The organism is Arthrobacter sp. Cza30 (assembly GCF_059090765.1).
In genome coordinates, this window is sequence record NZ_JBNHGA010000002.1 from 513,312 (window position 1) to 540,283 (window position 26,972).

Annotated in this window: 27 protein-coding genes and 1 tRNA gene; 10 read left to right on the forward strand and 18 right to left on the reverse strand. The window is 66.4% G+C overall.

The features are described from left to right. Positions 1-3: 3 nt before the first annotated feature. The 4 genes from AC5RVZ_RS07700 to AC5RVZ_RS07715 all read right to left on the reverse strand — a co-directional run bounded on the left by AC5RVZ_RS07700 (position 4) and on the right by AC5RVZ_RS07715 (position 4,296). Positions 4-918: an alpha/beta hydrolase gene (locus tag AC5RVZ_RS07700; protein WP_494065177.1), complete on the reverse strand. Its 915-nt coding sequence runs from the start codon at positions 916-918 to the stop codon at positions 4-6. A 65-nt stretch (positions 919-983) separates the two neighbouring features. Next, the gene (locus tag AC5RVZ_RS07705) at positions 984-1,652 is read right to left on the reverse strand and encodes a DUF305 domain-containing protein (protein ID WP_494065509.1); all 669 of its coding nucleotides are present in this window, start codon (positions 1,650-1,652) and stop codon (positions 984-986) included. Positions 1,653-1,705: 53 nt separating this feature from the next. Next, on the reverse strand, positions 1,706-3,880 hold the full coding sequence (locus tag AC5RVZ_RS07710; RefSeq protein WP_494065178.1) for a heavy metal translocating P-type ATPase: 2,175 nt from the start codon (positions 3,878-3,880) through the stop codon (positions 1,706-1,708). A gap of 65 nt (positions 3,881-3,945) precedes the next feature. After that, positions 3,946-4,296, reverse strand: coding sequence for a heavy-metal-associated domain-containing protein (locus AC5RVZ_RS07715; RefSeq protein WP_494065179.1), 351 nt, complete (start codon positions 4,294-4,296; stop codon positions 3,946-3,948). A gap of 292 nt (positions 4,297-4,588) precedes the next feature. Between AC5RVZ_RS07715 and AC5RVZ_RS07720 the strand changes: the two genes are divergently transcribed. Next, positions 4,589-5,011, forward strand: a complete 423-nt coding sequence (locus AC5RVZ_RS07720) for a four-helix bundle copper-binding protein (protein ID WP_494065180.1) — start codon at positions 4,589-4,591, stop codon at positions 5,009-5,011. 82 nt (positions 5,012-5,093) lie between these two features. On the opposite strand, the gene AC5RVZ_RS07725 is transcribed toward AC5RVZ_RS07720, so the two are convergent. Both AC5RVZ_RS07725 and AC5RVZ_RS07730 read right to left on the reverse strand, forming a co-directional pair. Next, on the reverse strand, positions 5,094-6,596 hold the full coding sequence (locus AC5RVZ_RS07725) for a hypothetical protein (RefSeq protein WP_494065181.1): 1,503 nt from the start codon (positions 6,594-6,596) through the stop codon (positions 5,094-5,096). Between the two features lie 251 nt (positions 6,597-6,847). Continuing rightward, positions 6,848-7,777: an EamA family transporter gene (locus tag AC5RVZ_RS07730; RefSeq protein ID WP_494065182.1), complete on the reverse strand. Its 930-nt coding sequence runs from the start codon at positions 7,775-7,777 to the stop codon at positions 6,848-6,850. 306 nt (positions 7,778-8,083) lie between these two features. Between AC5RVZ_RS07730 and AC5RVZ_RS07735 the strand changes: the two genes are divergently transcribed. Further along, positions 8,084-8,569: a MarR family winged helix-turn-helix transcriptional regulator gene (locus AC5RVZ_RS07735; protein WP_494065183.1), complete on the forward strand. Its 486-nt coding sequence runs from the start codon at positions 8,084-8,086 to the stop codon at positions 8,567-8,569. Positions 8,570-8,728: 159 nt separating this feature from the next. Here AC5RVZ_RS07735 and AC5RVZ_RS07740 read toward each other — a convergent pair whose 3' ends face one another. From AC5RVZ_RS07740 to AC5RVZ_RS07750, 3 genes are all read right to left on the reverse strand, one after another. Beyond that, on the reverse strand, positions 8,729-9,919 hold the full coding sequence (locus tag AC5RVZ_RS07740; RefSeq protein WP_494065184.1) for an NAD(P)/FAD-dependent oxidoreductase: 1,191 nt from the start codon (positions 9,917-9,919) through the stop codon (positions 8,729-8,731). 435 nt (positions 9,920-10,354) lie between these two features. Then, positions 10,355-10,427, reverse strand: a tRNA-Ala gene (locus AC5RVZ_RS07745). A 114-nt stretch (positions 10,428-10,541) separates the two neighbouring features. Then, entirely contained in the window at positions 10,542-10,916 is a 375-nt protein-coding gene (locus tag AC5RVZ_RS07750; protein WP_494065185.1) for a VOC family protein, read from the reverse strand. A 337-nt stretch (positions 10,917-11,253) separates the two neighbouring features. On the opposite strand from AC5RVZ_RS07750, the gene AC5RVZ_RS07755 reads away from it, so the two are divergent. Continuing rightward, entirely contained in the window at positions 11,254-12,399 is a 1,146-nt protein-coding gene (locus AC5RVZ_RS07755) for a thermonuclease family protein (protein ID WP_494065186.1), read from the forward strand. 284 nt (positions 12,400-12,683) lie between these two features. Beyond that, positions 12,684-13,145, forward strand: coding sequence for an Lrp/AsnC family transcriptional regulator (locus tag AC5RVZ_RS07760; protein WP_493989860.1), 462 nt, complete (start codon positions 12,684-12,686; stop codon positions 13,143-13,145). 79 nt (positions 13,146-13,224) lie between these two features. On the opposite strand, the gene AC5RVZ_RS07765 is transcribed toward AC5RVZ_RS07760, so the two are convergent. Further along, positions 13,225-13,722, reverse strand: coding sequence for a DUF456 domain-containing protein (locus AC5RVZ_RS07765; RefSeq protein WP_494065187.1), 498 nt, complete (start codon positions 13,720-13,722; stop codon positions 13,225-13,227). A gap of 244 nt (positions 13,723-13,966) precedes the next feature. Here AC5RVZ_RS07765 and AC5RVZ_RS07770 point away from each other — a divergent pair, with 244 nt between their 5' ends. Continuing rightward, the gene (locus AC5RVZ_RS07770) at positions 13,967-15,787 is read left to right on the forward strand and encodes a calcineurin-like phosphoesterase C-terminal domain-containing protein (RefSeq protein WP_494065188.1); all 1,821 of its coding nucleotides are present in this window, start codon (positions 13,967-13,969) and stop codon (positions 15,785-15,787) included. 80 nt (positions 15,788-15,867) lie between these two features. On the opposite strand, the gene AC5RVZ_RS07775 is transcribed toward AC5RVZ_RS07770, so the two are convergent. Beyond that, a complete protein-coding gene (locus AC5RVZ_RS07775) occupies positions 15,868-16,314 on the reverse strand; it encodes an iron chaperone (protein ID WP_494065189.1) in 447 nt (148 codons plus the stop codon). A gap of 176 nt (positions 16,315-16,490) precedes the next feature. Here AC5RVZ_RS07775 and AC5RVZ_RS07780 point away from each other — a divergent pair, with 176 nt between their 5' ends. Beyond that, positions 16,491-16,940, forward strand: a complete 450-nt coding sequence (locus AC5RVZ_RS07780; protein ID WP_494065190.1) for a hypothetical protein — start codon at positions 16,491-16,493, stop codon at positions 16,938-16,940. Between the two features lie 92 nt (positions 16,941-17,032). On the opposite strand, the gene AC5RVZ_RS07785 is transcribed toward AC5RVZ_RS07780, so the two are convergent. From AC5RVZ_RS07785 to gluQRS, 3 genes are all read right to left on the reverse strand, one after another. Next, the gene (locus AC5RVZ_RS07785; RefSeq protein WP_494065191.1) at positions 17,033-18,304 is read right to left on the reverse strand and encodes an MFS transporter; all 1,272 of its coding nucleotides are present in this window, start codon (positions 18,302-18,304) and stop codon (positions 17,033-17,035) included. 265 nt (positions 18,305-18,569) lie between these two features. Beyond that, positions 18,570-19,376, reverse strand: coding sequence for an SGNH/GDSL hydrolase family protein (locus AC5RVZ_RS07790; protein ID WP_494065192.1), 807 nt, complete (start codon positions 19,374-19,376; stop codon positions 18,570-18,572). Positions 19,377-19,503: 127 nt separating this feature from the next. Then, positions 19,504-20,418: a tRNA glutamyl-Q(34) synthetase GluQRS gene (gene gluQRS, locus AC5RVZ_RS07795; RefSeq protein WP_494065193.1), complete on the reverse strand. Its 915-nt coding sequence runs from the start codon at positions 20,416-20,418 to the stop codon at positions 19,504-19,506. 64 nt (positions 20,419-20,482) lie between these two features. Here gluQRS and AC5RVZ_RS07800 point away from each other — a divergent pair, with 64 nt between their 5' ends. Then, positions 20,483-21,346 carry an SDR family oxidoreductase gene (locus tag AC5RVZ_RS07800; protein WP_494065194.1) on the forward strand — a complete coding sequence of 288 codons (864 nt, stop codon included), beginning with the start codon at positions 20,483-20,485 and terminating at the stop codon, positions 21,344-21,346. 110 nt (positions 21,347-21,456) lie between these two features. Here AC5RVZ_RS07800 and AC5RVZ_RS07805 read toward each other — a convergent pair whose 3' ends face one another. After that, positions 21,457-22,302, reverse strand: a complete 846-nt coding sequence (locus AC5RVZ_RS07805) for an HpcH/HpaI aldolase/citrate lyase family protein (protein WP_494065195.1) — start codon at positions 22,300-22,302, stop codon at positions 21,457-21,459. A gap of 101 nt (positions 22,303-22,403) precedes the next feature. Continuing rightward, a complete protein-coding gene (locus AC5RVZ_RS07810) occupies positions 22,404-22,886 on the reverse strand; it encodes a DedA family protein (RefSeq protein WP_494065196.1) in 483 nt (160 codons plus the stop codon). A gap of 269 nt (positions 22,887-23,155) precedes the next feature. On the opposite strand from AC5RVZ_RS07810, the gene AC5RVZ_RS07815 reads away from it, so the two are divergent. The 3 genes from AC5RVZ_RS07815 to AC5RVZ_RS07825 all read left to right on the forward strand — a co-directional run bounded on the left by AC5RVZ_RS07815 (position 23,156) and on the right by AC5RVZ_RS07825 (position 25,571). After that, the gene (locus AC5RVZ_RS07815) at positions 23,156-23,563 is read left to right on the forward strand and encodes a helix-turn-helix domain-containing protein (RefSeq protein WP_494000970.1); all 408 of its coding nucleotides are present in this window, start codon (positions 23,156-23,158) and stop codon (positions 23,561-23,563) included. A 192-nt stretch (positions 23,564-23,755) separates the two neighbouring features. Beyond that, on the forward strand, positions 23,756-24,589 hold the full coding sequence (locus tag AC5RVZ_RS07820; RefSeq protein WP_494065197.1) for an aldo/keto reductase: 834 nt from the start codon (positions 23,756-23,758) through the stop codon (positions 24,587-24,589). 196 nt (positions 24,590-24,785) lie between these two features. Next, the gene (locus AC5RVZ_RS07825; RefSeq protein WP_494013633.1) at positions 24,786-25,571 is read left to right on the forward strand and encodes an acetoin reductase; all 786 of its coding nucleotides are present in this window, start codon (positions 24,786-24,788) and stop codon (positions 25,569-25,571) included. Between the two features lie 172 nt (positions 25,572-25,743). Here AC5RVZ_RS07825 and AC5RVZ_RS07830 read toward each other — a convergent pair whose 3' ends face one another. Both AC5RVZ_RS07830 and AC5RVZ_RS07835 read right to left on the reverse strand, forming a co-directional pair. Next, positions 25,744-25,935: a hypothetical protein gene (locus AC5RVZ_RS07830; RefSeq protein WP_494065198.1), complete on the reverse strand. Its 192-nt coding sequence runs from the start codon at positions 25,933-25,935 to the stop codon at positions 25,744-25,746. Next, complete coding sequence (locus AC5RVZ_RS07835; protein ID WP_494013631.1) at positions 25,932-26,903, reverse strand: lantibiotic dehydratase C-terminal domain-containing protein; 972 nt, start codon at positions 26,901-26,903, stop codon at positions 25,932-25,934. Before AC5RVZ_RS07835 ends, AC5RVZ_RS07830 begins: the two co-directional genes overlap by 4 nt. Between the last annotated feature and the right edge of the window lie 69 nt (positions 26,904-26,972).

Consider the following 26,972-nt stretch of genomic DNA (forward strand, 5'->3'; position numbering starts at 1 on the left):
GGGTCAGGCTACGGTCACGGATGCGACTTCCGCGCGGACGACGTCGAGGAACTTCTGGAAGCCCGGTTCTTCCACTGGAAAATGTCCGCATCCCTCGAGCTCAACCAGTCGATGGTTCCCGGCAAGCCGGCTCAGGTACCGGCTGCTGATCCCCGTGGGGGTCCACCGATCCTCGCCCGGATGGACCAGCAGGACGGGCGGTCCGCCATATGACTCCGGCGGAACTGCTGGGCCAGCCTCCAGGAACGACCGGAACCAACCCAGCGGCATGGAACCTCCCCCACCGCGCGAATCGCGCAAAACCTGGGCGGATAGTTCGGGGTCGTTGGAAATCTTCCGCATCGGGGCGAGCCACCGCAGCGGAAGAGGTATCCGCTGAACCGGCCCGCTGATGGTCGTGAGGAAGGGCGCCGCGAGACGGGCCATCCATGGGGCACGCACGACGGCCGATCGAACGTCAGGGTCGGTGGCGTCGAGCAGGCACGTCACGATCACCCGGTCACCCCTGCCGCTCACAGCAGCCGCATCCAGCGCCAGCATGCCGCCCATACTGGCGCCCAGGAGCAGCAGCGGCCTCTGGTCGGCGATCCGCACCGCAAGGTCCGCCAGAAGCCGCTGCCAATCCTGGTACGAGATGCGCGCGCTTCCGCGGGGACGCGTACGTCCATAGCCCGGAAGGTCAACGAGCGTGACGAGGGCTCCCAGTTGCGACAGATGCGCGGCAAAGGGCCACATGGCCGCAGCGTTTCCTCCTGCACCGTGCACCAGAAGCATCCGCACCGGCGCTTCAGGGGACCCGACGTGTTCAATATGTACGTCCCACCCGCGCCAGGCCCAGGTTTCAGCGCGGCGTTCCACCGATGGGTCGAAAGGACGGACGTAGGGTTCGTACCTGCGATCCGTCGCTGTGAAAGTCACGCATTCATCCTTCCCGAAATTGCACACCCGGCCCGGACGAGAAAGGTTCACCGGCGGGAGAGCGGTCAGAGGCTGGCGAGGAGTTCCTCCATTTCCTGGATCTCGCCTTCCTGGTCTTCGATGATGGTCTGTGCCATTTCCTTGGCCTGCGGGTTGGAGCCCTGCTCGACTTCCTGCTCGGCCATCTTCATGGCACCTTCATGGTGGGCGATCATCTGGGTCAAAAACAACCTGGCAGCCTCGGGGCCCTGCGCGGACGCCAGCCGTGCCAGGTCCTCCTCCGACATCATTCCTTCCATGGCACCCATGCCGGCTTCCCCGGATTCTGCGCCGTGCATGTCGTGGCCTTCCATGCCGCCGGCGGCCGCGTCCGAAGGCATACCGGCCGGCTCTCCCCAGGCTTCAAGCATGGCGGCCATCCGGTCGATTTCCGGGCCCTGTGCTTCCTTGATGCGGGTTGCCAGCTCGGTGATCCGCGCGTCCAGGCCTTCCTTGGACAACATGGTCTCGCTCATCTCCACGGCCTGCTGATGATGCGGGATCATCATCTGCGCGAACATCGTGTCGGCGTCGTTGTGCTCGGTGCCGGTTTCCGCGCCGGCCTGAGGCGCCGTCCCCGTGGTCGCGGCGGTCGGCGCAGGGGCGGTTTGGCCGCCGGAGTCTCCGGTTGCACAGCCGGCGAGCGCGAGGACGACGGCGAGGGCGGCAGCGGACAGGGTCAGGTCATGCTTCATGATTTTGTTCCTTCGAAATAGCTTGCTCGTGCGGGTGTGGCTCCGCACTGCTACTAAATTCGTTCCGGGTCCAGGTCAATCCGCCGCAGCAGCTGGGCGTTGAGGGCGACCACGATGGTGGAAACGGACATCAGGATCGCCGCAATGGCCGGGGAGATGGCGACCCCGGCGAAGGCAAGCACACCGGCGGCCAGCGGCACGGCGATGATGTTATAGCCGGTGGCCCAGATCAGGTTCTGAACCATCTTCCGGTAGCTGGCCCGGGACAGGTCGATCATCGACAGCACGGACCGGGGGTCGTTGCCCGCCAACACGACGCCGGCAGATTCCATCGCCACGTCGGTGCCGGCTCCGATGGCGATGCCGACTTCGGAGCGGGCCAGGGCTGGCGAGTCGTTGACGCCGTCGCCGACCATCGCCACTTTCAGGCCGCGTTGCTGCAGTTCGGTGACCTTCTTGTCCTTGTCCTGCGGCAGGACCTCGGCGAAGACCTCGTCGATGCCCAGGTCGCGGCCCACGGAATTGGCGACCTGCCGGGCGTCCCCGGTGATCATGGCGACCTTGAGCCCGCGCGCCTGCAAGGCCCTGACCGCCGCCCGCGACTCGGGGCGGACCTTGTCTTCCAGGGCCAGCGCCCCAATAATCTTGCCGTCGCGGACCACGTGCAGCACACCGGCGCCCCGATCCATCCAGGCCGAGGTTTCTTGGGCTACCTCCGCCGCCTCAGCCAGGTTCAACTCCCGGAGCATGTTCGGCCCGCCCACGGAGATGTCGGCCCCGTTAACCACGGCACGCACGCCCCGGCCGGTGCTGGAGGTGAAGTTGCGTCCGGTCAGGCCCAGTCGTGCCGCCTCGGAATGCTCGGCGGCAGCCCGGACGATCGCGCGGGCGACGGGGTGTTCGCTGTCGGATTCGGCGGCGCCAGCCAGGGCCAGCAGCTCGCCTTCGGTCACACCCTCGACTGCGGCGACGGCCGTGACCGCGTGTTCGCCTTCGGTCAGCGTGCCGGTCTTGTCGAACAAGACGACGTCGATGGTGCGCATCCGCTCCAGGGCGATGCGGTTCTTGATCAGGACGCCGGAGCGCGCGGCGCGTTCGGTGGAGATAGCGATGACCAGCGGGATGGCCAGGCCCAGCGCATGGGGGCAGGCGATGACCAGGACGGTCACGGTGCGGACGACGGCCTCATCGGGACTTCCGAGCAGCAGCCAGGCCCCGAAGGTGATGATGCCGGCCACCAGCGCGAAGTAGAACAGCAGGGCCGCAGCCCGGTCGGCCAGGGCCTGGGCCCGGGACGATGATGCCTGGGCCTCGGCCACGAGGCGCTGGATGCCCGCCAGCGCCGTGTCGGAGCCCACGGCAGTAATCCGCACCCGCACCGAGTTGTCCGTGGCGACCGTACCGGCGACCACCGTATCGCCGGTCGCCCGGGCGACGGCTTTGGATTCCCCGGTGATCATCGATTCGTCGAACTCGGCGCCGCCGTCGATGATCTGCCCGTCTGCCGGCACGCGGGCGCCGGAGCGCACCAGCACGATATCGCCGGTGGCGAGGGACCCGACCGGCACGGTTCGGACACTTCCATCGCTGTTGACCACGTCCGCCTCATCCGGCAGCAGGGCGGCCAGCGCGTCGAGTGCTCCCTGCGCGGAGCCCAGTGCACGCATTTCCATCCAGTGGCCCAACAGCATGATCACGATCAGCAGCGCCAGTTCCCACCAGAAGTCCAGGTCGAACCCGCCGATGCCGAGCGTCGTGATCCACGAGGCGGCAAAGGCAACCGTGATGGCCATTCCAATCAGCAGCATCATGCCCGGCTGCCGGGACCGCAGTTCCTTCACTGCCCCCTTCAGGAAGGGGGTGCCGCCGTAGAAGAAAATAATGGTGCCAAGTACCGGCGGGATCCACGCCGCCCCGGGGAACTCCGGGATGGTGTAGCCCAGGAGCATGGCGAACATCGGGCTGAAGAAGATCACTGGGACCGACAGGACCAAAGACAGCCAGAACTTGTTCTTGAACATCGCCGTACTGTGCCCGGCGTGCTGGCCATGCGTATGGACGGCATGTTCTTCGTCCACGGCCGAATGGACGGGTCCGTCCGGCATGGCCTGCCCGTGCGATTCGTGGTCGGTCACCGTCGGGCCCTGGCCCGGATGGCGGCGCTCAGGGCCAGGGCTTTGGGTCTGCTGGCCGGAATTGTAGAGGTGCTGCGAATGCTCGCTTTTCATGACTCTTCTTTCGCGGGCGCCCCTGCCTTTGGAAGCGGGGCGGCCCTTAGCGGGGAACCTGATCTTCAGGAGGCAATAAGTTCGTAGCCGGCGTCGGCTATGGCCGACCGGACGGCGGACTCGCTGACCGGCGATACGGCCAGAAGGGTGACAGTGGAAATGCCGCCGGGCACGAGGGCGACCTTCACATCGCTCACGTCGTCGAGAGCACCCAGCGCATTCGTGACGCTGGAGGCGCAGTGTCCGCAGGTCATGCCGGCAACCCGGTACTCTGCCTGAACGGCCGGCAACATCGACGAAGCCTTCGGCTCGCGGCGCTCGGTTCGTTTTCCGGAGGCGCCGGTCGGGGCGCAGCAGGTGCATCCTTGTGCGGACTTGGCGGTCAGGGACAGTTCCCGCTCGAGGGATTCGGCCATGGTGTTCTCCTCACACATCGTGGTGCTGGCTGCGGGAAGTGGGAACGCCAGACCAGGGGAATGACGCTCCGCCGCCGAAGCCGGTGAGGACCTTCACTGCGTTGAAGCCTTGGCGGGCTCGTGACGCTTGTTCCGGTGAGTCTGAACTTATACCCCCGGGGGGTATAAGTCAAGGGACGGGCAGGGGCTGGGGATGCTGCTGCGGCGGTGGCCCCAGTCCCAGCGTAGGGGCTACGGTGCTTGAGAGGCGGCCGACCGCCGCCGGCGAGAAACCGGACGACAGGAGCAGATTATGACGCACATCAGCTCGATGCTCGATACCTACCCCAAGGACCTGGGCGGCGTGGACCGCCAGAAGCTGGCGGAGTGTATTGCCGCCTGCTTCGAATGCGCTCAGACGTGCACCGCGTGCGCCGACGCGTGCCTCTCGGAGGACATGGTTGCCGACCTCACCAAGTGCATCCGCACGAATCTGGACTGCGCCGACATCTGCGCAGCCACCGGCCGCATCCTCTCGCGCCACACAGGCTATGACGCCAACATCACCAGGGCAATCCTGGAGGCCTGCCGAACTGCTTGCAGGGCCTGCGCCGACGAATGCGGGCAGCACGCGGAGATGCATGAACACTGCAAGGTCTGCGCGGAGGCCTGCCGCCGGTGTGAACGCGCCTGTGACGAACTCTTGGCCTCGCTGGGACGGGGCGCTTCCGAATAGGCCGGCCCACCTCTTGTCTCGCTGCGGTGGCGCGCAGCCTCCTGCCGCGGGCTCGGGACCCTGGGGCCCGCGGCAGGTCCGGCTAGGAGCCGATCTTCAGTCCGTTCCAGCCGCCGACACCTACGGTGATGCGCTGTTGGATCTTTTTCGAGGCGACCGGGTAAAAGTGCAGGTTGCCTTTCTTGTCGCGGGCGAGGATGCCGGACTGGCCGGCGGTCACGTGGTCCTCGGCAGCGGACAGGTGCGTCATGGCATTCCAACCTGACTTGGCGATCACCTTGCGGGCCTCGCTGATGAGGTTGCCTTTGCCGTTGGAGCGGTAGAGCTTTAGTTGCCCGGCCTCGGTGCGGGCGATCAGGTCTACCTTCTGGTCCGAGTCGAAGTCCAGGGCCATCACGTCCATGCCCTTCCAGTTGCCGGAGCTCAGCCGTTTCCGCGGCTCGGGCTTTGTGCCGGCGGGATTCGCGTAGGAGTACAGCTTGCCGTCACGGTTCTTGGCGATGATGCCCGGGTACTTGTCGGTGGCCCTCCACCTGGTGACGAGGATGGTGTTGTGCTGCCATCCGCTCGTGCCCAGAGTGGAGCGTTTGAAGCCGCCGTTCTTTTGCCCGTAGTCGACGGTGAGCCGTCCGTCCTTCCAGTTGGCGATCAGGTCCTGGGTGCCGTCGCCGTTCCAGTCGGCGATCTCCACCGCTCGCGCTGCTCCCCATCCGGCCGAAACGTAGGAGCGCTTGTTCAAGTCCCTCCCCTTGGCTGACGGATATAGGTAGAGCTTGCCTGCGGAGTCCACGGCTGCAACATCGCCGGACTTGGCCTTGGCCGGGGCGACGGCGGCCGGCAGTGCCTTCAAGTCGTTGGCGATCAGCTTCGGCATGTCATAGGTGTAGTGCGTGACACCCGGGAGGATGGTCATCTTCGTGTTGGTGAACCCGAGGCTCTTGTATTTTTTCTCAGCGCTCTTGGCGCTGCCCAGGGCTGACCAGGTTTTCAAGCTGGTGCCGCCGCGTCCGTCGCGACTGCCGCAGATCCAGTGCAGCTTCATCTTCTTCACCGCCGCGGGAGCGGCTGTCTCCATGCCCGTGTATCCGCCGCCGCCGACGATGGTGGCCCCGCCGCCCTTCATCCAATCCTGTCGGTCTGCGAGGAGTTCATAGGTGATGAACTCGGCTCCGCCGGAGTAGCCGTGGAACCAGATGCGGCGGGCATCGAGCTTGTATTTGGCGATCAGTGTTCCGGCCAGGGCCCGGAAGTAGTCACCGTTGCGGTCGGCATCCTCCCACCAGGTGATGCCGCCTTTCTTGTCCGGGGTGATGACGGGAACCATGATCATGTTCTTCTTGGCCGCCTCGGCCGCCATCTTCTTCATGATGGACCCGTTGGGGTGGTGGACGTACGACTGCGCTGGGTAGGAGTAGTCGCCGTGGAAGACGAATAGGACGCCGACCGGCTTCTTCGTATCGATGCCGTTGGTGTAGACATGGTATTTGCTGCTGACACCGTTGGGAGCGGTGTAGGTCTGGTAGGTCGCGTTTCGCGGTGCCGTGGCCTGGGCCGGAGTGCTGACAACCAGGGCTGACGCGAGCATGGTCGCCCCTAGGACTGCTCCCAGGAGCGCGCGGATGAGGGCCTTCATCAAGCTGGTTCCGTTCATAGTGCTGCCGCACTGCGCGAATGCGGCACGGGTGCTAAGGGATGCAATCGGACGTAAAGGCTCATCCGTAAGGGATCTGGGAAAACCGCGCCAGTTCCCCCCTCGAAGTAGGGGTGCCAAATCGTGGGACGGGAGCCGCATTTGCCTTCGGACAGGAACAGCCGGTTCCTGAATGCGGGGAGGACTCATATGTCGCTGGCGGTTTGGGACGCCGCAGGAATCAAGGGTCTTCCGCGGGCAGCGGTTGTGCTGGTCATGGCTCCGGGAGGAGCGGGCAGTTGGGCGGCAACGATCGCCGTCAGGGACAAGCCGAAGCCCACCACCTGCCACGGACCCAGCACCTGCCCCAGCAGCAGCGCCCCCAAGGCCGCGGCTACCAGCGGGGACAGCAGGCCCAGCACCGCCACCGCGGCAACCGGGATGCGTCCGATGCCCCAGAACCAGATCACGTAAGCAGCGAGCCCGCCGACAGTCCCCAGCCACGCATAGCCAGCAACCGCCGGGAGGTCCAGGTGTGGCGGGATGCCTTCCAGCAACAACGTCACCGGCAGCAGGAACAGGCCGCCGGCAGTCAGCTGCCAGCCTGCCAGCGCAACAGGCCCAACCCCCGGAGGCCGGCCCCATCGCTTGGTGAGAGTGACGCCGGCAGCCATTGCGGCCGCACTGGCCAGTCCGGCTGCGACTCCGGTGGCATCCAGCACCGCGGTGGAGCGGAGAACTACGAGGGAGACGCCGGCCAGACCGATGAAGCCCCAGCCCAGCCGCCAGCCCGACAAGCGCTCCCGGAGCACGATCACGGCGAGCAGGGCAACGATCAGCGGCTGGGTCGCCCCGAGGGCGGAGGCCACCCCGCCTGGCAGCCGGTAGGCGGCCGCGAACAGCAACGGGAAGAACGCCCCGATGTTCAACATGCCCAGCACTACCGCCTTCCACCACCACCCTCCCCTCGGCAGCCGGCGGGTGAAAACCAGCCCGATGATCCCGGCGGGCAGTGCCCGGATCATCGCGGAGAACAACGGGTAGCCCTCCGGCAACAGCTCGGAGGTCACCACATAGGTGGTCCCCCAAGCAAGTGGCGCGATGGCAGTAAGCAGGATGACGGCGGCGCCGGCCATGCTTCCCCCTAACGGATGTGCTTGAGCTGCTGCCGCGGGCCGGCCTGTCGCCGAACGGCGGACCGACAGGTGGAGCGCAGCATCTTGGAGCTACTCAAGGATTGAAATATCTAAGTGCTTAGCTATAATAGCTAAGCACTTAGATATTTGCAATGGTCTCTTCGAAGTTCGGGAGTTGATGGTCCAGACCGACCATCTGTTTAACGCCATCTGGCCCGGCGCGGCATCAGCCGTTCCCGAGCATCTGAATGGGTTTGAACCGGCACATGAAAACCAGATTTGTCGGCACATAATAGGTTGGAGCGTATGAACGACCATTTGGAATCGATCCTGGGCCAGTGGGCTGCCGAACGTCCCGACCTGGATGTTTCTCCCATGGCGGTGATCGGGCGCATTTCACGCATCTCCAGAATGATCGACGCCAGGCTCGCACGCACCTTCGCTGATCACGGGTTGGACTCCGCATCGTTTGACGTTCTTGCCACCCTTCGGAGGTCCGGAGCCCCCTACACGCTGAGCCCTAGTGAACTGACCAGCAGTGCCATGGTTACCTCTGCCGCCATCGCCCAGAGACTAAACCGGCTTGAAGAAAAGGGTCTGGTCACCCGCTCAAAAAACGAAGCGGACGGCCGGGGCAAACAGGTCACACTAACATCCAGGGGGCTCGTCCTTATCGAGCAGGCACTACCGGACCACGTCCGAACCGAGCACGATTTGCTTAGCTCACTCAGCAAAGCCGAGAGAGACTCCCTGGCCTCACTCCTGGCGAAGCTCGAATCGGGGTTCTGCTAGCAGGACCGTCATTACTTGCTTGAAGAGCATTCGTCGAAGATGCGGCTCGACGTCAACAGCGCCGAACTCAACAGGATCTAGCCTCACACCTTGCTTCATGCCGACCAGGGATACAGCCGGCCCTCTTTTCCAAGGAACACGAGCAAGATGACGAGACGCTCAGGCCCGTCCCTTCAGGATCAGGTGCCAGTAGACCTGCGGGAGGATCCGCCGGTCCATTACCCACTGCCAGCGCCGTTCCTTTGCCATCCTGAGGACCGGATAGCTCGGTTGAGGGCGGTATTGGTCATCGAACTCGGCAAAGAACGCGGTGCGGCGGCTCAGCGTGAACGGGCAGACTGAGTAGCCGTTGTAACGCGCGCCAGGCGCGCGCCCGGCCAGGACAGCGGTGAGGTTCTTCGCCAGCACCGTGGTCTGCTTGCGGAGCGCCCCGCCGGACTTGGAGTTCCGTGTTCCGGCGGCGTCGCCGAGGGACCAGATATTGGGAAATCGCGGATGGCGCAGAATCTCTGGATCCACCTCGACAAAGCCGCCACCGCTCCCCCGCGGCGGCAGTGAAGTGGCTTTCAACCAGTCCGGCGCCGACTGCGGCGGAACCGCGTGCAGCAGGTCGTACCGGACCTCCCGGTCCCCCGAGGAGCCGTGCAGCACCAGTGTCTGTGCCTCAGGATTAACCGAGGCTACGGTGGTGGAGGTCCACAGCGTGATCCCGTACTCGCTGATCTTGCGCTCCAGCTCCCGGTCCACCTCCGGCATCCCGAAGACGGTGGGCGTGGGCACCACCAAGTGCACGTTGATGTCCTGGAGCACGCCCTGTTCGCGCCAGTAGTCGCAGGCCATGTAGGCAATTTTTTGGGCGGCACCTGCGCACTTTGCGGGCCCGGGCGGCTGAGTGAATACGGCGGTGCCGGAGCGCAGCCCTAGCACCAGGTCCCAGGTCTTGGGGACCAGCTCGGCGTCGTAATTGGACGAGCCGTGCGGCGAGGCCATCGCCTCGGCCAGCCCGGGAACGTCGTCCCAGTCCAACTGCAGGCCCGGACAGACCACCAAGTGCTCGTAACCAACGCGATCGCCTCCGGCCAGGACGACGACGTTCTCCTCCGGCCGCACGTCGGCCGCCTCCCCGCGGATCCAGTCAACCCCCTTCGGCATGACATCCGTTTGCGCGCGGACTGCTTCGGCCATCCGTGCAGCTCCGGCTCCTATGTGGGAGAACAGCGGTTGGAAGTAGTGCTGGTCCCGAGGTTCGATGATGGCGATGTCCTCAACGTTCTGCCGGCGAAGCCGCGCGGCCAGCGAGATTCCCGCATTGCCGCCTCCAACAACCACTATCTGATGGTGCTTGTCCATGTTTCGGCCTTCCGTCGATGGCGGCCGCGCCCCCGCCGCTGCCGCATCCGCCCAGTCCACAGCGCCCAGGGCCGTCCGTCAAGGCGCGAGCGAGCCGGGACCGGGTCCTCAAACGTCTGCCTCTATTTCCAAAACAGCGGTCCGTGCAGGATGGGGCCGGGCCGTTACGGCGGCGGATCCGCGACCAGCCGCGGGTCCTGGAACCGCCGTTGGGCCGGCGGTTCTGGCGGTAGCGGGCCGGTGACGGCATATGCGCGGGGTCGCGATTGGCGGCTGCGAGCACCAGCGCGACCGGCGCGTCCGCGGTTTCTGCGCCCTGATTTGGCGGCATGACGACGAGAGCGAACGTCGGCCTCGAGGCCCTTATCACTGCCAAGGCGTGTGTGGAAAGTGTGTATCTTGCGAGCCGGAACCACAGAAGACCCGCATCTTCAGTGGAGCTTAGGGGAATCGAACCCCTGACCTTTTCATTGCGAACGAAACGCTCTACCAACTGAGCTAAAGCCCCGGATGCGCGTGTTACCCGCGCAATCACACGTGTGTAAGGGTAGCGCATCGACCCGCGTGCATACCAAATGAATCCAAAGCTTTTTGATGTACCGTCCGCGTCGTGCTCGGACTACTACTTCTCCTGCAGAACGGACAGCACGTTCCCGGATGGATCCTTGAACCATGCGATGTAGGGGCCTTCTTCGCGGAAGATGCCCTTGTCGTCCTGGGCAAAACCCTCATAACGCTCGAACCGCACTCCCTGCGAGGCCAGTCCGGTCACGGCCGTTTCGATGTCATCCACTTGAAAGTTGAGGATCGTGAAGCTGGCTGGAACGGAGTCCGGCTGTTCATAAACAAGCGTGTCCCGGCCGCCGGCCAGATGCAGCCACATCAGGCCATACTCCTCGGACGTTTTCAGGCCAAGAGTGTCGCGGTAAAAGCGTTGCGCCTCCTGTAGATCATGAACGGCGATACCGCTGTAGGCCTTGCTGTTGGTGAGCTTCATGGCAACCCCTCCCGGGTCGACCCAACCGTGAATGTGCAGGGCTTGTCCCCACGTTTCCGGCCGTGGCGCTTGGCCGGTGGTGATCCATCACAGCGCAGGTTCCTGCTCAACAGTGTTGCAGGCGCGGGGAACCTTGGGGAAGACGTGAGCCCACTCAAGCCCCGGCAGTCGCTACCTCTCTGGAGTAAAACGCTACAGCCGACTGCGAGCCCTGCGTCGATTCTCCGAGGCATGGGGGAAAATGAATACTCTTCATTTTACCAATACCGGATAAGAAACTGTTGGGGGATCAATGGTCACACCCTTGGGCGCAGCCCTTTCAAGCGCATGGATAGGCATGACGAGCACAATCGTCGGGAAAACTGCCGTCGCTGCCGTCGCCGCTGCCGGGATAGCAGCCGGAAGCCTCGCCGTCGTTGGAGCCGTGAATCATGATCAAGGCTCGGTCGTGCGCGTCGTTGACGGCGATACGTTGGTCATCAACTACAACTTCCGGGAAGAAACGGTACGGCTCCTCAACGTCGATACTCCTGAGACCAAAGATCCCAGCCAGCCGGTTGAATGTTTGGGACACGAGGCGACACAGAATCTTGAACAGCTCGCTCCGCCGGGCACGAAGGTCCGCCTCGACTTCGACGTCGAGCGTCACGACCGGTATGGCCGCACGTTGGCAGCAGTCTTCGTCGGCGACTCCCTGGTAAACGCAGAGATTGCCAGACGGGGCTTAGGGCACGCTGTCTACTACGAGCCCAACCGGAAGTACCTGAGCCAGGTGCAAGAGGCTCAGTCGGAAGCAGCGGGAACAGCGCAGGGCATGTATGACCCGTCGATCGGTTGCACCATTCCCGGACAAGTCCAAGAGGCAATTGAACAGGTAGAGGCGACAGCCGCAGGCAATCCGGCCGACACTTCGTCCGCGACAGCCGAGGCAGTAACTGCCTTGGCCTTGACCATCGCAGCAGCAAAGGCGATGGACTCCACGCTCCACACTGCTTCTCACACGGCAGATGCCGTGCTGTGGGCGGCTCTACCGAGTGCTGACCGGAAGCAACTCAGCAGCCAGTTGTCGGACGCCATAAAAGCCGGCGAAGCGAAACATCAACAACTGTCGGTCCAACGCGACAAGCTCAAGGTTGCCGAGGACAAGGCAGCCGCCGAGAAGAAAGCGGCCGAGGAAAAGCGGAAGGCGGAAGCGAAGGCCAAGGCGAAACGGATTGCGGCTGAAAAGAAGGCGGCCAAGGAACGCGCTCAAGCGGAACGGGCGGCGGCCGAGCAAGCGGCAGCACAGGCCGCTGCCGCGGCTGAGGCGGCCCGGCAGGCCGAAATCACCAGGCAGGCGCAAATTGCCGAAGCAGAACGGCAGTGGCGCCAACAACAGCAACAGGCTCCTGCCCCCGCACCTCCGGCTTCCAATCCCTACCCTGGCTACACCGGACCCCGATGCTATGCACCCGGCGGCCGTTCGTGGACGCCCTGCCCTTAGCCCTTAGCCCTTCACGGCACCAACCAGCAAGACCCCTGGCGGTCCGCATCCGGACTGGCAGGGGTCTTCAGCTGTGTGAACAACAAGGTCCGGGCTTCGCGGGCCCGCAAACACTGCTCCGGCTTCGTGGGCCTGAACTGTGTACCTCAACGGACTAACAGCTTGTGGCTTCGCCCGATCTGATAAGTATCAGAGCACCTTGCAGACAATCCGTGCAAGCGCTGGGCTTACAATTGATCAGACTGTTCAAGCAGTCGCACAGCGTTCGACAGGAAGTGGTCATTTTGCAGCAACTCGATGCGACCGACCGGCGGATCCTGCTGGCGCTGGATGAGGACCCGCGCATTCCGGTGATGATGCTGGCCCAGCGGCTCGGCCTGGCCCGCGGCACCGTCCACTCGCGGCTTGAGCGCCTGGCTGCCTCGGGTTGCCTGCGCACGCACTCGGCCCGGGTGCTGCCGGAAGCGCTAAATCGCGGGGTGATGGCCATGGTGAGTGCGGAACTGGACCAGAGCAAGCTCAACGATGCCGTGGAAGCGCTCCGGAAGATTCCGGAAGTGCTGGAATGCCACGCCCCGGCGGGCGATACGGACTTGCTGATCCGGGTGGTGGCCAGCAGCCCGGACGATCTGTATCGGGTGAGCGAGGAGATCCGTTTCTGCCCCGGCATCACCCGCACCTCCACGCAGATGTTCCTGCGCGAGGTGATTCCCTACCGCACCACGGGCCTGTTGAAGCAGGACTGACCGTTCGGAGCCAGCGCCGGCACCGCCGCACCGGTGCAAAAGAGCCGGTGGCTGGGAATGCCGGCCCGGGGGCAAACCGCTAGAAGAAGAAGTGCGCCAGCACACCGATCACCCAGACGGCCCCGGCGGTAAACGCGCAGCCGAGCTCCACCAGCATGCCCAGGCCCACGGCCTTGAGCGCCGCCCAGCTGGCCCCGACCGCCTGGCCCAAGTCCCGCCGTCGTGCGTATTCGCTGAGCAGGAGCCCGGCGGCAAACCCGATGAACAGCCCGACGACGGGAATCACGAACATCCCGACCACACCCACCAGCACGCCCGCCAGGATTGACCAGTTAGGCACCTGCCTTTGTTTCAGCCGGCGCCCGGTGAGTACCAGGCTGGCCAGCATGCCGGCGGCCACGAACACCATCCCGATCGCGAAGACCACCCAGCCCAAGGTGCTCTGCAGGACGATGGCCCAGACGAGCAGGCTGATGCCGATGGTGATGGTGCCGGGCAGCACGGGGACGACGATGCCGGCTATGCCGACGGCGATGAGCAGACCGCAGAAGACGGTCGCGAGTATCTGGGCTTCCACCCACCCAGCCTACTGGGGTGCGCCGGGCGGATCGTGGCAGGGCTGCCCAGTCGAGGGTGATCTGCGCGCAGTAGTCGCAGGACCTCCGTGCAGGCGGCGCTTGCGCGGCTGCCGGGAAGGGGTGTGTCACTAAAACGTGGCGCGCACCTCGTTTCCCCTTCGATCCCCGTTCATTCGCACGGGCAACAGTTGAGGGGCCGGCCACCTCCAACGGCCGGCCATCACTCAACCGGAGGTCCAATTCGTGCACGCGTCCCCAACTTCGACACCAGCCTGGCTGTCCCGGCCCCTGCGCCTGACCGGCGGGGCTCTGGCCCTGCTGGCTGCCGGCTCCATGCTCGGCCCCGCCGCCACCGCCGCTCCCACCCCCGTCGACGCCGACTGGGCCGCCTCTGCCTACCGGGGAGGCATCGACGTCGTTGATGCTCCGGATGCCGACCAGCAGACCCTCGACGGCACCGTCTTTGACGACAAGAACAAGGACTCCAGGCAAGACGTCAACGAACCGGGCCTGCGCGGTGTCACCGTCTCCAACGGCCGCGACGTCGTCACCACGGACAGCCATGGCCGCTACGAACTGCCGGCGTTCGACAACATGACCGTCTTCGTCACCCAGCCCCGCGGCTACCAAGTGCCGGTGGACGACGACAACGTCGCCCAGTTCTTCTACCACCACCTGCCGGAGGGATCCCCCGACCTGAAGTTCGGCGGCATCGCCCCGACCGGGGCGCTGCCTGACAAGGTCAACTTCCCGCTGGCCAAGAGCAAGCTCACCCAGTCCCCGGAGCAACACTGCGCATTCGGCGCCGACGTCCAAACCTACAACCAGAAAGAGGTGGAGTTTGCGCAGAACGGTGCCTTCGCCGACCTGGCCGCCCGCTCAGACTATGCCGGCTGCGGCGCGCTCTTCATCGGCGACATTGTGGGCGATGACCTGTCCCTCTTCGAGCAGACCCGGGAACTGACCGCCAAGCTCAACGGTCCGGCCCGCTTTCTGCCCGGCAACCACGATCTCGACTTCGACGCCCTCGACGGCGAGCACGAGTTTGACACTTACCGCAGCCAGTTCGGCCCGGAATACTACTCGTACGACGCCGGCAAGGCCCACGTCGTCGCCATGAGCAACATCGAATATCCGACGGCGATCCCCGCGAAGAAGAGCAATTACACGTACGCCCTGGGCGAGCGCCAGCTCGAATGGCTGCGCCAGGACATCGCGAAGGTGCCCAGGGACCGGGTGATCGTGCTGGCCGGCCACAGCCCGTTGCTCGAGTTCTACTACAGCGACTCTCACACCACGAAGCAACTGCAGGCGATTTACGGGATACTCGAGGGCCGCGAAGTCGTTTCCCTGGGCGGGCACACCCACATGTCGGAGAACCTCCGGGAGGGCGACCTCATGGCCGGCTGGCGCGACGAGCTCGGCGACGCGGGCCTGCCGTTCACCCACTTGACCGTCCCGGCGGTGTCCGGCCATTGGTACAACGGCCGGGTGCTCGCGGAGGGCTTCCCCACCGCCATCCAGCGTGACGGGACCCCTCCCGGCGTCCTGACCCTGGATATCAAGAACACGGAGGTCCGCGAGCGTTTCACGGCCACCGGCGACGACGGCTCCGACCAGATGGCTCTGGGCATCAACTCCCCCGCCTACCGTGCCTGGTTCGACGAATACAAGAACCAGCGCGGCAAAGCCCCGTCTCCGGAGAACCCGAACGCGGTGGCACAGGGCGAACTCGGGGAGACTTGGCTGACTACCAACTTCTGGATGGGCTCCACCGGCTCCACCGTGAAGGTCTCCATCGATGGCGGCGAAAGCACCGAAGCCACGCGTACCCAGTCGATGACCGCCGACGACGTCCCGCTGATCGGTGCCGAGTACACCGATCCCACCGCCACCATCGAGCAGTTTGTGCACGGCGGCGGCCTGCACGACCGCACCTCCCACCTGTGGCGACTCGAACTGCCGGCCGGCCTGGCCGTCGGCGAGCACACAGCCACGGTCACCGCGACCGACGTGCACGGCCGCGAGTTCACCGAGACCATCACCTTTGAGGTCGTCAAGTAACCCTGCCTGAAGTCCGACGGCGGGTGGTTGCGTCACGCAGCCACCCGCCGTCGCTGGCCTTCCGCTGGCCGGTGGGGCGCTTAGGCTACCGCGGCCTTGACGAGCGCCTCGAACTTCTCCTCCACCGCCGGGGTCCATTCCACTATTGCGAACGAGACCGGCCACATCGGCCCGTCGTCGAGCGTGGCCGCGTCGTTGAATCCGAAGGTGGCGTAGCGGGCTTGGAACTTGGCCGCGCCCTGGAAAAAGCAGACGACCTTGCCGTCCGTGTTGGCGTACGCGGGCATCCCGTACCAGGTCTTGGGAAGAAGCTCCGGCGCGTTCGCGGTGACGAGCGCGTGAATGCGTTCCGCGAGGACACGGTCGGCGTCGGGCATTTCGGCGATCGCGTCGAGCACGGCGCGCTCGTTGACGGCCTTCTTCTGGCCGCTGCGGCCCTGTGCCCTCAGCTCCTGGGCCCGCTCCTTCATGGCGGCACGCTCGGCCTCCGAGAAGCCGCCCGCATCGGACTTCTGATTGGTGCTCATCTCGATCTCCCTCGTACGAATCACGACCGACAGTAGCAGCCACGCGGGGCCGCGGGCTTCTCGAATCCTGCTCGGTCCGCGAAAAAACGTAGCCGTCGGCGGGCAATCTGATATACGGTGCAGCGATACCTCGCGGCTACGGGGCGGGGCTGGTTAACGGAAGGCGCGGGGACATCATGGACGACGCACAGAACCGCCAGGACCTGACCCGGCAAATCGACCAGCGCCGTGATGACATCAGGGCTTTTCTTCGCCGCGCGCGTCCCAAACGCAACCGCCTGACCAATGTCAGCATCGTCGGGAGCTCGGTCGTCGCCGCGTTGACGGCGGGACCGGGCTTCGGCCAGAACAATTTCAACACGGCCGTGGCGGGCGCTTTCTCGCTATCCAGCACGTCGATCGTCTGGCAGGTCATCTGTATCCTGGCGTCGATCCTCTCCCTTATCGCCGCGATTGCGTCCGGCCTTGCCAACTCCCGCAACAGCGCGGAGCAGATCTCGACGGCCGAGTCCGCCAGCGCGCAGCTCGACGGGCTGCTGACGGCCCTGAAGTACGGCCAGCTGCCGGTCGGCGAGGCTGCGCGGCTCTACCAGGAGTACAGCTCAAAAGCGGCCTTCATCGACTAGCCGCTCCCGCGGCCACCCGCCGGCCCGGCCCCGAGCGGCGCCGTCTGAGCCCGGAGCGGCGACGGGGTCAGCGCGTCGGCGTGCGCATCGGGCTACCGCACGCCTTTGATTTTGACCACGAAGACCGCGCCGAGCAGGCCGATCACGGCGGAGAGCACGAACAGCGCCGTGTAGCCGCCGAGGTAGAGCACGGTGGGGGCGGCGATCAACGGGGCGATGACCTGCGGCGACGAGGCCGCGATGTTGATGACACCCATGTCCTTGCCCCGGTCGGCGGCGCTCGGCAGCACCTCCGTGAGCAGGGCGAAGTCCACGGCCAGGAACATACCGAAGCCCGCGCCGAGGACCATGGCCGCGCCGACCACGGCCGGCCACGCGGGCGTGATCGCCACGATGACCGACGCCGTCGCGATGGTGATCGAGGACGCGATGACGAACGGTTTGCGGCGCCCCACCCGGTCGCTGAGAGGTCCGCCCACCACGGCCATCACCACCACCGCGGCCGCATAGACGCCGGTCAGCAGCAGCACGCCGCCGGCCGGGTCCGGATGCCCCACGGCGTCCTGGAGGAAGAAGAACAGGTAGAGGGTGAAGATGTTGTTGCCCAGATTGACCAGGAAGCGGGTCAGCCACGCCCAGCCGAAGTCGGGGTGCTTGGCCGGGGAGATCCAGAAGCCCTTCAGGAAGCCGGGCCAGGCGAAGGGCGGGCGGTCGGCCTTGCGCAACGGGGTGTCCCGGCCCGCAATCACGAACGGAATGATGCTGGCCAGCAGGAACACGGCGCAATAGATGTAGCCGAGGACGAAGCCGCCGGCCAGATTGGCCAGCACCGCGCCCATCACAATGCCCAACGTCTGCCCGATCGCCACCAACCCGCCGATCTGGCCGCGCTGCCGCCGCGGCACGCGGTCCGGGATGCTGGCCGTTACGGCCGCGTAGGCGCCGTTGCAACCGGCCTGCACCAGGCACCAGCCGATCACCATCACCGCGATGTTGGGGGCGCCGGACAACATCAGCAGCGCGGCGAAGCCCAGGACGCCGCCGCCCAGGGCCCACGGAACCCGTCGTCCGAACCGGGAGGTGGTGCGGTCGCTCAGCGCCCCGAAGACCGGATTGGCGACGAGGGACACGGCCGCGCCGAAGCCGGTGGCCATCGCCAGGACGGCTTCCTTGTTCACAGCATCGAACGCCTGCGACTGCTGGGCCAACAAGACCTGCAGCGGGCCGAAGAAGGCAGCATTAATCCCGAGGTTGGTCAGCAGGACGGCGGTGACCCAGCCGGCCCGGACCTTGATGGTGGGTTCCCGGAACGCCGCCGGAAGGTCGAGCGCCGGCACGGGATCGCGCGGTTCCTGGACGGACATGGCGACAACCCTCCTCACCGACGGCGCGGCCTGACCCGCGGTCCCCTGTTGTTGCAACAGCGTACAGCCGCCGTGTCGCACGCCGGTAAGGCCACGCATCCGCTGCCGGCGGTCTCGCCCAACGGCAGGCCAGCAGCGCTGACCGGCTGGCCTTCAGGAATTGCGGCGCTGGAGCGCAACCTGCGCCATCCGGCGGCGGCCGGGCGACGATTGCGCGGGATGTCGGCCTGCGCCGGCGGCGGCAGGGCGACGACTGGACCGGATGTCAGCCCGCGCCGGCGACGGCACGCTGCCGGGCCAGCTTTTTCAGCCCGCGCGAGACCTGGACCGGCTCCGGCCAGCGCGGCGCCAGGTTATCCCCCAGCGTGACGCCCTTGAGCTTGCGGCCGAACATCGGGACCACCCATTCCTGCAGCCAGTCGCGCTCGCGCCGGAGTGCCTCGCGCCAGCCCGCCCGCACCGGAGCCTCCGGCCGCTTCAGCCGGAGCGTGTGCTCCACGCCGAGGGCCTCGAGGACCCTGGCCGCCATGTACTTGTGCCCCAGCGCGGACATATGCAGCCGGTCCGTGTCCCACATCCGCCGGTCCTGATAGAGGTCGAACGCCCAGTGGTCCACCAGCACGGCGCCGTAACGCCGGGACAGGTCGCGGACGGCCTCGTTGAACACCCAGTTGCGCCGCCGCATCGGCTCGAGGACCGGCGGAAGCATGACCTCAAAGCCGGTGAAGAGGATTAACTGCGCACCCGTTTCGGCCAGCTGGCGGACGGCGGATTCGTAGTCGGCCAGGAGCTCCGGCATGCTGCGCTTGAACTCCAGGATGTCGTTGCCGCCGGCATAGAAGGAGACCAGGGTGGGTTGCATCGCGACGGCCGGCTCCACCTGGTCGGCGATGATCTGGTGGAGCCGCTTGCTGCGTACCGCCAGGTTGGCATAGCGGAAGTCCGGGTCCTGCTTGCCCAACTGCTTGGCCACCCGGTCGGCCCAGCCGCGCACGCCATTGGGGAAGTTGGCGTTGTAGTCCCCCACGCCCTCGGTAAAGCTGTCGCCCAGCGCCACGAATAGTCCTCCCACGTGCGGAAGACTAGCGGCGCCGGGCGACGCACCGGCAAACACGCGGTGAAGTCCAGCGCTGTGGCGGCCTGGTTGTCCGCTGCGGGGTGACGAGACCCGGGGTGAGCCGGCAGTTGCCCGCCTGCCGTCAGGTGGGTTCTGGAACCAGCTCCGGGGGCTCGAAGATCCACGGCTGAAGCGGCACAGCGTCCGGACTGAACTCGGGCAGCAGCTTGGGCAGCGGGACGTCCGGCAAGCCCAGCGAGGCCAGCAACAGGCCGCGCACCGCGGCCGCGTCCAGCCCGGCCAGCTCGAGTGCGCCCAAGGTCACCGCGCCATCGCGCTTGGCCAGGCGCCGCCGTCGTTCGTTGAGGACCAGCGGCACGTGGACGTATTCGACCGGCGGCAGCCCCAGCAACGACCCGAGGTATGCCTGCCGCGGGGCGGAGGTCAGGAGGTCGTCGCCGCGCACCACTTGGTCCACGCCCTGTGCGGCGTCGTCCACCACCACCGCAAGGTTGTAGGCGGGTACGCCGTCGTTCCGCCGCAGCACGAAGTCGTCGACGACGCCGGTGTAGTCGCCGTGGAGCCGGTCGGGCACCGTGTAGCTGGTGGTGGAAGCGCGCAGCCGCAGGGCCGCGGGGCGGAGTTGGCGGCGTTCCTCGCGTTCGGCGTCGGTGAGGTTGCGGCAGGTTCCCGGATACGCCCCCTCCGGAGCATGCGGCGCGCTGGGAGCCTCGGCGATCTCGCGCCGTGTGCAGAAGCATTCGTAGAGCAGGCCGGCCTCCGCCAGCTGTCCGAGCGCGTGGCGGTAGACCGCGGCGCGGTCGGTCTGGCGCACCACCTCGCCGTCCCAGTCCAGGCCGATGGCCGCGAGATCCGCCAGCTGCCGGGCCTCGAACCCGGCCCGCGCCCGGTCCAGGTCCTCCACCCGGATGAGGAAGCGGCGGCCGGTGCTGCGGGCGAAGAGCCAGGCGAGCACCGCGGTGCGCAGGTTGCCCACGTGCAGTTCACCCGAGGGGCTCGGCGCGAACCGACCGGCGGGACTCTGGGCTGCTGGCACGTCCCCACGGTAGCAAACACCCCACCGCCCGCGGGTGTGTTGCCGCGCCTATTAGGCTGGTGCTATGAGCACACCCGTCTCCCCCATGGAAACCCCCATTGCCGTCACCGGCGCCACCGGCGAGGTGGGCGGCATGGTCGCCAGGATGCTGGCGGAGCAAAACCTTCCACAGCGGCTGATTGTCCGCGACCCGTCGCGTGCACCGCAGCTGCCCGGGACGACGACGGCGACTGCCGGCTATGGCGACAAGGCCGCCGTCGCCGCCGCGCTGCAAGGCATCGAGACAGTGTTCATGGTGTCCGCCGCCGAAGCCGAGGACCGGCTGCAGCAGCATTTCACCTTCATCGACGCCGCCATCGATGCCGGCGTGCAGCACATTGTCTACACCTCGTTCATCGGTGCGACCGAGGACGCAACGTTTACGCTGGCCAGGGACCACTACGCCACCGAGGAGAAACTGCGCGGAACCGGGCTGAAGCACACGCTGCTGCGCAACAACTTCTACGCAGACGTCCTGCCGTCGTTCGCCGACGAATCGGGTGTGATCCGCGGTCCGGCGGGCGACGGAAAGGCGGGCTTTGTGGCCCGCGAGGACGTAGCCCGGGCGGCCGCGACCATCCTGGCCGAACCCATGCCCCACGCCGGCTTTACCTACGAGCTGACCGGCCCGGAGTCGGTGACCCTGGCCGAGGCGGCAGCGGCCATCGCGGAGGCAACGGGCCGTCCGACGTCGTTCCTCAACGAAACGGTGGAGGAGGCCTACGCGAGCCGGGCGCACTACGGCGCCCCGGACTGGCAGCTGGATGCCTGGGTCAGCACCTACACGGCCATTGCCGCCGGGGAGCTGGACCTGGTGACCCACGACGTGGACCTGCTCACCGGGCGGCCGGCACTGAGCCTGCGGGAACTGTTCGGCGGCCGGGACTGAGCCTGCGGGAGCTGTTCGGCGTCGGGCGCTGACCTACGGCCGGGACTGAGCCGCGGCCGGGCCGGCGCCGACGGTGCGGCCCGGACGGAACCCCGCCCCCGGAGTGGAACCTAGGCGTTCCAGAGTCCGTAGGAGTCCGCGAGCGAAGAGATCTTCTCGGCGCGGGCGAGCCGGGGCAGGTAGGAACCGTCGCCAACCACCGCGCCGGCGGCGTGCGCATCGAGGAGTTCGTGCGCCCACTTGATCTCCGACTCGCTGGGCGAGAGTCCCTTGTTGATGGTGTCGGCGGCATCGGTGAGCAGGCAGAGCTTGCCCGTCATGCCCATGGACGCCGTCACCTTGCAGGCTTCCAGCAGTTCTTCGCCGAGTGCCCCGACGGTCGGGCCGTCGATGGGGCCGGGCAGCTGGCCTACGCGGGAGGCAACCACGAGCCGGGAGCGGGCGTACGCCAGGGCCATCGGTGAATCGCTGACCCCGGTGTCGCGGCGGAAGTCGCCCACGCCGAAGGCGAGGCGGAAGGTGCCCGGTGCGCGGGCAATGTCGGTGGCGTTCTCAATCCCGATGGCGGATTCGATCAGGGCCAGCACCGGGGTGCCGGCCTGCAGCCGCATGGCGGTGTGCGTAACCTGCTCGGGCTTCTCTGTCATGGCCAGCATGACGCCGCGCAGGCCCGGCGCCTTCGACAGGGCGGCCAGGTCGTCCGCCCAGTACTCGGTTTCCATGCCGTTCACCCGGACCCAGGCGGTCATGCCGGTGGAGAGGGCCTCCACCACCCGCTCCCGCGCCGCTGCCTTGCCCGTCGCCGGCACGGCATCTTCCATGTCGAAAATGACGGAGTCTGCTTCAGAGGCCAGAGCCGGCCCGAAATTCGCTTCATCGGCCGCCGAGGCCAGAAGCCAGGAGCGGGACAATTTTGCGGGAAGGGCGGCGGCACGACGGTTTCTTAGAGCGGACATACTCCTAGCCTAATGTTTCCGCCGCCGGGGCCACTAACCTAAGGGGCGAATGCCGATTGAGGCATGCGCCACCTCCGTCCGTGGCGGGAGGCAAACCGGCGTCAGAGAGATGCCGGGTGGCGCCGCCGACGGCGCCGGCGGGCCACAACGACGGCGGCGACCACGGCCGCCGCCAGCAGCACCACGACGGCGATGCCCAGCGGGGACCCCGCGGCCGCGGCCAGCCAGGCGTTGAGGGCGGCCAGGCCCACGGTGGCATACAGCACCGCCCACAGCACCGAGCCGACCACGACGGCCGGCAGGTACCTGCGCAGCGGCATCCGGCCAAGGCCGGCGGTCGCGTTGACCGCCGTCTGGACGCCCACCGTCAGGAAGCAGAGCGCGACGGCGAGGGCTCCCCAGCGGGCGATGACGGCCTCCGCGCGGCGCATGGCCGGCGAATCCAACTGGCGGACCAGGCGGGTGTGCCGCCCGCCGGCTGCCAATCCCCTGCCGGCCCAGTACGTGGCATTGGCGCGCAGCATCACGATCACGAACAGCACGCTGACCGCGTATCCGAAGGGGAGGCTGGCGATGTGCTCCATGTCAGGCCGCGGGCGCCGGCCGGTGCGCGGCGGGCGCAGCGCCCATCAGTGCGGCGCCGAAAGGTCTGCCCACGATGGTCTCCTCGGGAGTCGGCGGATGGTCGCTTCCGCGGACGGCGCACGCTGTCCGGCCGCGAACAGCAGTTTACGCCTACCCAGCGCCGGGCCGTCGGGGAAGGTCAACGGGCCGCCCGGGCACGTACGCGGCAACAACGACGGCGCAGCACGCCTTCCCCAGTGCGGGCCGGGAAGTGTCTTACGCTGTCCCCATGGCCCAGCTGACTCCCCGCACCACCGATGCCCTCCCGGCCGCCCAGGCGCAGCGGCTGCAGCGGGCGCTCGACGAGAGCGCCGACGTCACCGTCTTCGTCAACGGCACCACGGTGAAGCTGCCCGCCCAAGCCGCGGACGCCGTCGTCGATATGCTCCGCCGCTTTGCCCACGGCGATGCGGTGATGGTCAGCTCCGCAGTCGAACTGCTGAACACCTCGCAGGCGGCGGAGGTGGCCGGCGTATCGCTGACCTACATGCGCCGCCTGACCGACGCCGGGACCATTCCGGTCCAGTACCGCGGAACCCACCGGCGGATCCTGCTCTCCGACGTGTTGGCCTGGCTGGAGACCCGGACCGCCGCACCCGACGCAGGTTCGGCGGACACCGCCTCCGCTGCCGGTTAGCGGACTCTTGCCGTCTGGCCCGGGGAATCCGCAACCTACGGCATCCTCTTCCCCGTCTGCCGCCGGGCTGCGGCCGGGCTGCGGCCGGGCTGCGGCCGGGACCCGGGGTGCACAGCCGACGCGATCACCCCTAGGCTGGGTGCCACGGGCCCGGGACCGGGTCCTGAAGGACAACCAGAGGAGACTGTGACCGTGGCCGACCTGCTTGCTCCGCTCGTGACCCTCCGCAACGGGGCCAAGATGCCGCTGCTGGGACTGGGAACCTGGCCCCTGGACAATGCGGAAGCCGCCCGTACGGTCGAAACTGCACTCGACCTCGGCTACCGGCTGTTCGACACCGCGGAGAATTACCGGAACGAGGAAGGCGTCGGCGAGGGGCTGCGCCGCAGCGGGCTTGACCGCTCGGAAATCTTCATCACCACCAAGTTCAATAAGCAGTGGCACAGCGTCGACGGCGCGCGGCAGGCCTGCGAGGCCAGCGCCCGGCGGCTGGGCGTCGACTACGTGGACCTGCTGCTGATCCACTGGCCCAACCCCGGGCAGGACCGCTACGTAGAGGCGTTCGAGGGGCTGACCCGTTTGCTGGAGGACGGGAGCGTTTGGGCCATCGGCACGTCCAACTTCAAACCCGCGCACCTGCAACGGCTGTTCGACGCCGGGCTAGTACCGGAGGTCAACCAGATCCAACTGGATCCCCGGCATACCCGCGCGGACCTGGTGGAGATACACCGCCAGCGCGGCATCGTCACGGAGTCCTGGAGCCCGCTCGGGAAAGGCGGCGACCTGTTGCGGGAACCGGCGGTTCGGTCGCTGGCCGGCAAGTACGGCAAGAGCCCGGCCCAGATCGTGCTCCGCTGGCACACTCAGCTGGGGCACGTGCCCATCCCCAAGTCCGCGCACCCGGACCGGCTGGCCGAGAACTTCGCCATCTTCGACTTCATGCTGGAGGCCGGTGAGCTGGCCCGGCTCTCCGCGCTGGACCGGGGCACCGCGGACATCACCGACGCGGACGTTTTCGGCCACTAGGCGGCCGCTGAACGGCCGCTGCGGCGCTGCTTCGGCTTGGCCTGCCCCGGCACGCTTTAACATGCAAAGGAATGAATCCTGACGGGTCTGTGTTACGCCTAGTGACACCGGTTGTAATTCGACGGTGTCCACCGCAGCCGGGCGTGGCGCTGGATAAGCGCAACGGCGGGCTGGAAGCAGTACAAAGGAGACATCAATGACTGTGCAGGACAAGGTCGCTCTCGTAACCGGCGCCGGCCAAGGCATCGGGCGGGCTATCGCTCTTCGCTTGGCCGAAGACGGCTTCAACGTCGCCATCGCCGATATCGAGCCGCAGCGCGCCAAGGGCGAGGCTGTCGCGGCGGAGATCGAAGGCCTCGGGCGCAAGTCCGTTTTCGTGGCAGCTGACGTCGCCAAGAGGGACGACGTCGTTGCGGCTGTCGACACGGCAGCCGACCAGCTCGGCGGATTCGACGTCATCGTCAACAACGCAGGCATTGCCCAGATCAAGCCGGTCCTTGAAATCAGCGAGCAGGAACTCGACCAGATTTTCAATGTGAACGTCAACAGCGTGGTCTGGGGCATCCAGGCCGCGGCCGCCAAGTTTGACGAGCTCGGCCACGGAGGCAAGATCATTTCGGCTGCCTCCATCGCTGCCATCCAAGGCTTCCCGATCCTCAGCGCCTACTCCGCCTCCAAGTTCGCCGTGCGCGGCTTCACGCAGGCGGCGGCGCAGGAGCTGGCACCCAAGGGGATCACGGTCAACGCGTATGCGCCCGGCATTGTCGGAACCGGCATGTGGGAGCTCATCGACAAGGAACTCAGCAAGATCAACGGAAAGCCGATCGGTCAGAACCTCAAGGAGAACGTGGAGGGCATCGCCCTCGGCCGGATCGAGACGCCCGAAGACGTGGCAAAGATCGTGTCCTTCTTCGCCGGCCCCGACTCCGATTACGTCACCGGCCAGGTGCTGCTGGTAGACGGCGGCATGCTCTACAACTGATCAGGGCGTGCGAGCGGGCCGTCCCCATCACGGCGTGAGGGGTAGAAACAGCCCCTAAGGGGCAGCACCCGCGAAGACAGGACCAGGCCGGAGCGTTGGGGGTCGCTCCGGCCTGATCCTGTTGGGGGGAGGAATGATGTGAGGGCCGACGCAGATGCCGGCGGGCATTCTCCTATTGCCACGCCTGGTCTGCCCACGCGGCGTCGCGCGAGTAGTTGCTGCCGGTGAGGTTCCAGAGGTCATCATCCTGGGCGTGCGCTCCCAGGACCCCGACCTGATCCAGGGATGATGCTGTTCCTTCGTTCGGGACATTCGGAACCTTGCTGGATTCGGGTCCAATCGACGAGAAACCGAACGGGCTCATTTTGTCCTCTTCTCCAACAGCGAAGATTCGACTTCGGGCGACCAGGCCCTGGCGTAGACGCCGAGTGCCGCCTCTTCCCACGTGGTGAACCCCAACCGGTTCATCAGCAGGTGGGCCTGGGAAAACGTCAATTGCTGCGCGCTGCGGCTAACGCGCGCACGGTCCGCCCGGTACAGGTACGAGTCAAGGGTCCTGATCCAGCGGCGGCGCCAGTTCTGGACGCTGCTTTCGTCCGCGGTCGCCGCCATCAGGCGGTGCATCGGTGCCGTGCGAGCAACCAGTCCTGCGGTGAGGCTGTGCCGCGCCTTCGGAGCCGAACGGCCCAGCTCGGCCGTGGATACCCGAAGGTGGTTGTCCCAGCAGTAGTCCCAGGACAGCCTGCCCCGGTCCGGCCACTGTTGCGCCTTCGGCCCATACATCATGGCCCACGCCGCATCGCAGAGGAGCAGGGAGGCGAGCGCCGAACGTCCTTGGGCCTTGCTGAAACGCTGCGTGGCCCACATGGCCAGCTCGGAGGACAGTTCGAATACCTCCTCCGCGAGATCCAGCCCATCGGGTCCCCCAAAGCGGTCCAGGTCCGCTTCGGGTACGGGGACGGCGGCATCGGCCGGCGAAAGTTGAATGGAATCCTCGCTGCCGAAAGGCAAGACGAAAGTTTCCTGGGTCGTGATGCCTGGCAGGATGTCGAGGACCCGGTCCCGGGCCGCCAGCTCGAACCTTTGGAGGCTGTCGAGGATTGGGCGGCGGCCCAGGAACCGGACCTTCAGGTGAGGCCCCATCTGGTCGGCACTGTGGTTGAAGTACCAGCGGCCCACGCCTTCGCGGCGAGCGTGGGCGACCAGCGGTGTAACCAGTTCTCCTATGACTGCGTCGACTACGTCCTGCCTACCCGTGTAAATAGACAGAACCCACCAGTACGATTTAACGTTCACCGAACTTGTTGGGCGGATGGCTGTCAGCTGGCTCATGCGCTACTCCTGGTTCGATGTTGTGGTGGTTGGGGAGGGATAGCCGGCGTCATCCTGGTTACGGAATCA